Here is an 8,028-nt window from a genome sequence, read left to right as displayed (position 1 = left end):
GCCATTACTGGAGCCTATTCAAATGATATTTGTTTTGGAGAGGCATCTAATTCCGGTAGCATAAACCTGGAATGGAACGGTGATGCGCAAAATATATTTGTATCCTTCTCTGGAGGAGACTTTACCTATAACTCAGGTCTGGAAAACGGGGAGCTAAACATAATGCCATTGACCGCGGGGACCTATCAGATAGAGATATTGGATGTTTGCGGAGAGACCGTTACAACTGAAGTTGAAGTATTACAGCTTGAGGAGCTTGCTATTACAGAAGCCTATCCAAATAATATCTGTTTTGGAGAAGCATCCAATTCCGGTAGCATAAACCTGGAATGGACGGGTGATGCGCAAAATATATTTGTATCCTTCTCTGGAGGAGATTTTTCCTATAACTCTGATCTGGAAAACGGGCAGCTAGACATAATGCCATTGACCGCTGGGACCTATCAGATAGAGATATTGGATGTTTGCGGAGAGACCGTTACAACAGAAGTTGAAGTATTACAGCTTGAAGAGCTTGCCATCGTTGATGCGACGCCTACCGACATCTGCTTTGGAGAGGCATCCAATTCCGGTAGCATAAACCTGGAATGGACGGGTGATGCGCAAAATATATTTGTATCCTTCTCTGGAGGAGATTTTTCCTATAACTCTGATCTGGAAAACGGGCAGCTAGACATAATGCCATTGACCGCTGGGACCTATCAGATAGAGATATTGGATGTTTGCGGAGAGACCGTTACAACAGAAGTTGAAGTAGAGCAGTTTGGAGAATTGATTATTAATTGTCCCGGTGATATAACAGAAGTATCTAGTGGTAGTTATACGCTACCTGATTATGTAGCAGAGGGTAGCGTTATTACTAATAATGGTTGTGGAGATGTAAATGTGGTTCAAAGTCCAGTTGCAGGAACTTCAGTAGAAATCGGAGCTCATACGATTACATTTACAGCAACGGATAATAGTGGTAATACTGCAACCTGTTCTTTTACGCTAAATGTAAATGATACTTTATCTATTGAGGATGGGTTGGATTCAAGCTTAAACAGCTTATTAATCTTTCCAAATCCATCAGATAGTGAAGTAACTATTAAAAATAGTCGATTACTATCCCTTAAGGATGCTATCTTGTATGATTTAAGTGGAAGAAAAATTATGACGTTTGATCTTTCAAGGATGAACCAAACCTATAAGTTTGATGTATCTTCTTTGGACAGCGCCACTTATTTCCTAATCATTAATGGTGATAATGGAACTAGACAGTTTAAACTTGTTGTTAAGTAAGTTTTAATAAAGTAAATAGTGATAAAAAAAGCGATTCGAAAAGAATCGCTTTTTTTTATATGTTTTACTCATTAATTATTTAATTAGAAAAATTTTAAACTTGTGATTTTGTTAAATTTAGATGTAAAGAGTTTGCTTATTAAGAGGATTGTTTTTTATATTTTTGATTCTAGAAGGGTTTTGAATCTTCTTAGAACTTGTTATTATAAGGTGCTCTTTTCATTTGTTAAAACAAATAGCTCTAAGGTTAATTTTGTTACCTATAATTGTTTGGTTTTAATGTAGATTTTTGAAGGAATTAGTTTCATTTAAGTCCTTTTATCGAATCGTTCTATATATAATCTATAGGTTAAGGATAAAATTGGACTTCTCCTAAATAAAAAAAGCAACCTCTTAAGGGTTGCTTTTTTTGTACCAATAAAAAAGTTTATTTATAAATTTTCATCACAATGATGAGAAAATAAGATTTTTGATAACTTATAGTCATAACTTACTGTTTTTAAGCATTCTTTTGTTCTGCTATGGTACCAAAGCTTGTAAGTATAACCGTCTTGTTGAAAATTTTTAACCTCCCTAAAATTATCATCTTGAAGCTTTCGGTAGATACTTGTTGCAGGCCCGTTGACATAAGTTTGATAATTGTCGTGATGTTTTTCATTTTCAGAAGAATGATGGAATTCTCCTCTACGGTTTGATTCGTTTCCAGATTTATTACAGTCGGCAGGTAAGGTATTTACAATGGATTTTACTCTCCCGTCACTAACTCTTACTGAGACACATTTGTTTTTCCTAGAATTCCACCAATTTTGGTAGGAATTGTATCCAGATTTTTCTGTGTTTATCAAATGGTAACCTCTATTTTCTAATTCATTATCTAGATAACTTGCTCTCATGTCAACAAGATCTTTTAAATCTGAAGCAGTTTCCTGAGCAAATGATGCGGAAATAGTAAAAAATAGAAGGACTAATAAGCTTGATTTTTTCATGATTTTAATTATTAAAATTTACTATTTGAAAATACAAAAAATCAATCTATTTAGGTTATTTGGATTCATCTTTTTTTTGATTTTAAATATTTGATTTTTAAGTGTAAAAGTCCTTTAAAAATAGTGGTTTGCTGACTATTTTAACAGGTTTTATGTCATTAAAATATAGTTCAATTTATTACTAAAATGATATGGAAGAATTGGTAGATTAAAAAAGGGGGGGGTAGGAGCTAAGTAGTTAAAGCTTGCAACGGATGTAGGTAAATCAACTCCTGTTTAATAATATCATAATATGGTTTTCTTCCATCAGCTAGCGGTTCACCGTTTTTAATTATATGGTACCTGCCTTTTAGAGCATTTAAGATTTCAACCAAGTCCTTTTTGGTTGCAGGTTTATTTTCTTCCTTGGTCTTAAATACATTGACCTTTCCGTAAAAGGGAGTGACCCGTTTCAGTTTTGAAGGATCATCGGGATTCTGAAAGGAAAAATAAACGTACCAACGTTAACTTAAATCTCCTTTTGCAGTGTAAATTTTTGGGGTGGTAAATTTGTTTTTGTTGGGCAAATCGTATGCGTTTTCGTATTCACTTTCGTATGCAAATGTAAGAACATCTTTATAATTGGACATAAAAAAACGGTTTAGCAAAGGCTAAACCGCTTATGTACAATTATTTAAAATTTGTAGCGAGACCGAGATTTGAACTCGGGACCTCTGGGTTATGAATTGATTAACTGACAAAAATAGATATTGATTATCAGTTAGTTATAAATAATCGTGTTCAAAATCGTGTTCACCTTCCTGTTCGGTTATGTGTTCACGTGATTAATACTTTGGTAAAGTAATAATTATTGGAGTATTAGCCAAGATATTAGAATTTAAATCATTACTCATGTCTTTCGCTTGATCACTTTGTCATTTTTTTTATATAAACCAAAAAACAATCAATTTTCCTAAGCTAGATTTGAATAGTAAAATGGTTTTGTCAATTATTATTAGGAATACCAAAAGTTATATCTAGAATTTAAGTAATAAATCTTTTTAATGAATTATTTTTATGTAATAAATGATTTCAAGCTTTTTATATAAATTTAGTTTATGATGAGGTGTTATATGTTGTATTCTAGTATTGCTTTAATAGTCAGAAAACTGTTTTACTAACTTGAAAAACAATTAATTAATTTTTTTAAACTTTCAACTAGAGTCTATTGTGAACGTGATTCTTAAGTTACATAAAATCAAAATTTTACTTACAATAGCTATAATTTTCTTCTGTTCACCAAATTTGTTATTTGGTAACGACACCATACGGTTTTCGGGATCACCGTCAGCTAAATTTTCAAAATTGCATACATTATTTGATGGATTTGCAACACTCCACATGGATCAGGTTTTTGTTGACTCGAAGGGTAGAATGTGGATAAACCCGCGTGTTGAAGATGCAAGAAATTTACGACTGTCATTTTTTGAGTACGATGGTATACAAAGTTTTTTTTATGAATTAAAACCGAATTGGTTACCTGAAGAGAATGTAGTTCATAGTTGGTATCTTTTGGGAATCACACCAGATGGATTTTTATTTGGGGCAAATAGTCAAAACAATATTTTGTTCTACTGGCATCCCGATACGCAGGAACAGTATTTTTTTAAACTTGAAAATGGTTTAACCCTATTAAATATTGTTCCTGATCCTAAGGGCGGTGTCTTCGCGCTGCTTTTGAATGAGGAAAGTAATACCTATACTGTTTCCCGACTTTACAAGGACACAAAAGAGGAAATAGCATCCATTCAACTTAATTTTGATGATCCCGTACAACTTCATTATCATTATCCGAATAAAATAGCAACAACTCCAGGTTCGTTGACATACCCTTTTGAGATTAAAGACAACTGGGGCTGGTTCTTTCATGAGCGAAAGGGATTGGTAAAACTCAACCTTTTAAATAAGACCTTATCTTTTAAGCCCTGGAGCGAATTTGAGAATATTCCAACCATACAAAAAAATGAATACGATGTACCTCAGACTCATCAAAAAGAATTTGTTTGGAAAATAATTGACAAAAATAGCGATGAGCTGTTATTGTTCCTTGGACAGCAAAATGGCTTTTTCAACCTAAACAATAACTCTCATAAACTTAGTGTTGAAAACCAACTCAATACATTAATACTTAAAGATGGTGGAGAAAATCCAGTTCTTGAGGTGTATTTTGCCAAAGATTTAGAAAACAACCTTTTAATAGTATCGGGATATTTTGACCCTTGGTCAGCTTACAAGGATGTTAACAACCTTCAATCTGTTTTAATAGATAAGAAGGGCAGTTGGTTCAATTATACTTCACTTTTGCGTAAAATGATTGATACAGCCATTTTTACCGATTTTTGGTATCAAGGAAAATTTTTCAGTGCTGATTTTAACAAGGAAATAGGTTCAACACTGACTGAAGACGGGATGAAATTGTTGAGTTTAAATCCTGATTTGGAAATTAAGACAATTAATTATCACAAAACCTACAAATTGGGTTCCATGCTGCAATTAGACAGCACTAATTTATTGATCAATTCAACCCCACAAGTATTTCGATTAAGGCAATTAAACGAAACTCTAGAGCCTAATTCAAGCCATGGGGTCTCGGTAACCCACGAAAAAGGAACTCACAGACCTAATTCTGGCCGACTTATTAATAATGGGTTTCATATTCAAACAAGGCCTTATTCTTCAGTTGTAAAGAGGAATGGGAAAATCTGGATGTCTGCACGTTTTAATATAGTAAACCGCACAGGTTTACAGTGGTATGATCCGGTTAGAGATACTACTGATCATATTCCTACCGAGATAATCTTTGAAAAATTTGCCTTTATCAATGATAAAGAGGTTGCCTTGTTTGAGGATAATGGTGATAATACAAATATAGGAGACCTTCACATTTTCAATATAGAAACAAAAACAATGCGTCCTTTTATCAAGGAGGAAGTTCCGTTTACCATTGGTGCAAAAGTGAACGACATTTTTCAATCCAAAAATGGAGTTTTATGGATTGGTGCCCAGAACGGATTGTGGCAGATCGATTTCAATAGTGGTGAGGTACGGCATTATGATCAACATAATAACTTGAGGAACGCCAATATAATCTGCATTAATGAAGCTTCTGACAGTTTACTTTGGTTAGGTAGTGGCAATTCAGGAATATTTATACTCAACAAATCCACTGATTCCGTCAGACAAATTACAATTTCAAACGGACTGTCTAACAACACCGTTATGGGCATCCTTTGCGATAATCAGTTGAACAGATGGGTTTCAACTTCAGATGGTATTACTGTATTAAATTCTAGGGGAAACATATTATTTTACTTAAAGGAATCGGATGGTTTAAGTAGCAATCAGTTTAATGAAAACTCTTGTGTGAAATTATATGATGGAAGAATGGTTTTTGGAAGTGATGCTAGTCTTAATATTTTACAACCTGATCACATTCTTCAAACGCTCCCCAAAAGGGAAGGTGAGACAATTTATTTGACTGGATTAAAGTATTACGACAATAAGAAAAAAGGGAATATTGTGAGAGAGGGGTCTTATAATACGACTGATTTCCTCCAAATTCCTGCTGCGAAAAACTATCTTTATCTGGATTTTGCAATATCAAGTTACATAAACCTGCAGGAGCAAACGTATAGTTATCGATTACTCCCTTTTTCTAAATCAAATAAAAATGACGCTTCAATAGACTGGATAAATCTGGGAGCTGAATCACAGGTTACGATCAATAACCTACCTCCAGGAGAGTTTATCGTTCAGGTTCGTGGTGCAGATGAGCATTCTATTCAGGTTGATAAACCATTGGAAATACCAATTCATGTAGAGCAGTTCTTCTACCTCACATGGTGGTTTTATTTACTTTGCGGAATACTTATATCTGTGGTCATTTTTGTTTATATCCGTAGAATCCAGACCGAGCAAAGTAGATTAAGGGTAGAAGTTGAAAAAAGGACGGCACAAATCAGGAAAAGTAAAGAGACCATAGAAAAGCAAGCACTGTTGTTAAGTGAACTAGATCAAGCCAAGTCCAATTTCTTTACCAATATTTCCCATGAGTTTAGAACCCCTTTGACAGTTATCCTTGGATTGATAGAGCAGAGTAAGGGGCAAGAACGGATAAAAAAGCTAATAGCGAGAAATGCAAAGCTTTTGCTCAATTTGGTTAATCAAATTTTGGAGCTTAGAAAATTGGAGTCAGGAAACGTTTCCATGAACCTTATTCAAAGTGATATTGTCGCCTATATTCAATACATCATTGAGTCCTTTCACTCCTTGGCCGAGTCCAAAGAGGTGACCGTTGTTTTTGAAGCAGATCAAGACCATTTCATAATCGACTACGATGCCGATAAAATCATGCACATTGTCTCTAATTTACTTAGCAATGCGATTAAGTTTACACCACCTGAGGGGAAGGTATTGGTGACTTTAAAGACGTCTGCGGATACAGAAAGTAGTTTTTATGAAATAGTAGTTGCTGACACAGGAGCGGGAATTCCAGAGGGCAAAATCGAGCATATTTTTGATCGTTTTTATCAAGTTGATGATGAGGTAAGTAGAACTGGAAGTGGGACAGGTGTAGGGCTGACTTTGGTTAAAGAATTGACTAACTTTTTGGGCGGAAATATAGAAGTGGAAAGTAGTCAGGGTACAGGTGCAATTTTTAAAGTGAGCCTCCCTATCACCAATTCTGCTCCAATAATGGAGGAAAGTCCCATAATTTTAAATGATAGGTGGCGCCTAATAGAACCAATAGATGCTGATTTGGAAGTCCGTGTAAGAAAGCAAAATAAAGCACTTCCTAGTCTTTTGGTTGTAGAGGATAATCCAGATGTAAAGGCTTATATCATGACATGCTTGCAGGAGGATTATAATTTGACGCTGGCCTCAGACGGACAAGAGGGATTGGAAATGGCTTTGGATAAAGTGCCAGATTTAATTCTAAGTGATGTCATGATGCCAAAAATGGATGGCTTCACGCTTTGTGATCATCTAAAAACTGATCAACGAACCAGCCACATACCGGTGGTACTTCTAACAGCAAAAGCTGATTTGGATTCCAGAATTGAAGGTTTGCAACATGGAGCCGATGCCTATTTGGCAAAACCTTTTGATAAACGTGAATTGACAGAGCAACTTAAAAACTTATTGCTACTACGAAGAAGGTTACAAGAACGTTATGCCAGTTTGCGAAATATTTCTCCCTCTAATGAACCTGCCGTAAAAAAAGAAGACGAGTTCATACTGGAATTAAAGCAAACCATCTTAAATCACATGGCTGATGATGGATTTGGTGTTTCAGAACTTTGTGAAAAGGTATTCATGAGCAGGACCCAATTACATAATAAAATAAAATCCCTGACCAATCGCTCAACTTCCCATTTAATCAGATTGGTTCGTATGGAAAAGGCTTGTGAACTTCTAAGGGAAACAGACCTAAATGTAAGTCAAATAGCCTCTGAGGTTGGTATTGAAAGTTTGTCCTATTTCTCAAGAATCTTTAAAGAAGAAGTAGGAGTCTCTCCCAATAAATACAAAGAAAACCACACTTCTTAACAATAGGTAAAACCATTTAACAATAAGTTAAAGACATTGAACAATAGGTCAACTATTTAAAACAATAGGTTAATGAGCATGCTCTTTTAATTTGGAACTTTGTTGTGGTAAATGGTTGGTAGGATGAGTCTTAGGTGATTTATTTCATTGTTTACTTTTTGACAAATGCCTA

Annotated in this window: 4 protein-coding genes; 2 read left to right on the top strand and 2 right to left on the bottom strand. The window is 34.8% G+C overall.

The window, feature by feature from the left end; genetic code table 11:
- On the top strand, nt 1-1,281 hold a 1,281-nt coding region (locus GZ212_RS16085), incomplete at its 5' end, for a T9SS type A sorting domain-containing protein (protein WP_206080453.1).
- Between the two features lie 431 nt (nt 1,282-1,712).
- Here the strand turns inward: GZ212_RS16085 and GZ212_RS13960 are convergent.
- Complete coding sequence (locus tag GZ212_RS13960; RefSeq protein ID WP_166961470.1) at nt 1,713-2,267, bottom strand: hypothetical protein; 555 nt, start codon at nt 2,265-2,267, stop codon at nt 1,713-1,715.
- Nucleotides 2,268-2,770: 503 nt separating this feature from the next.
- Nucleotides 2,771-2,896, bottom strand: coding sequence for a hypothetical protein (locus tag GZ212_RS16190; protein ID WP_255459149.1), 126 nt, complete (start codon nt 2,894-2,896; stop codon nt 2,771-2,773).
- Between the two features lie 715 nt (nt 2,897-3,611).
- On the opposite strand from GZ212_RS16190, the gene GZ212_RS13955 reads away from it, so the two are divergent.
- Complete coding sequence (locus GZ212_RS13955; protein WP_166961467.1) at nt 3,612-7,856, top strand: hybrid sensor histidine kinase/response regulator transcription factor; 4,245 nt, start codon at nt 3,612-3,614, stop codon at nt 7,854-7,856.
- The last annotated feature ends 172 nt before the right edge of the window (nt 7,857-8,028 follow it).

The organism is Mangrovimonas sp. CR14 (assembly GCF_011764015.1).
GTDB classification, from domain to species: domain Bacteria; phylum Bacteroidota; class Bacteroidia; order Flavobacteriales; family Flavobacteriaceae; genus Mangrovimonas; species Mangrovimonas futianensis.
Note: the sequence above shows the minus strand (reverse complement) of the source record. Positions and strands in the feature narration are given on the sequence as shown.

Bases quoted from the DNA above. Each gene is read 5' to 3' on its own strand.
- GZ212_RS13960 (WP_166961470.1), bottom strand. From the start codon at position 2,267: ATGAAAAAATCAAGCTTATTAGTCCTTCTATTTTTTACTATTTCCGCA.
- GZ212_RS16190 (WP_255459149.1), bottom strand. From the start codon at position 2,896: ATGTCCAATTATAAAGATGTTCTTACATTTGCATACGAAAGTGAATAC.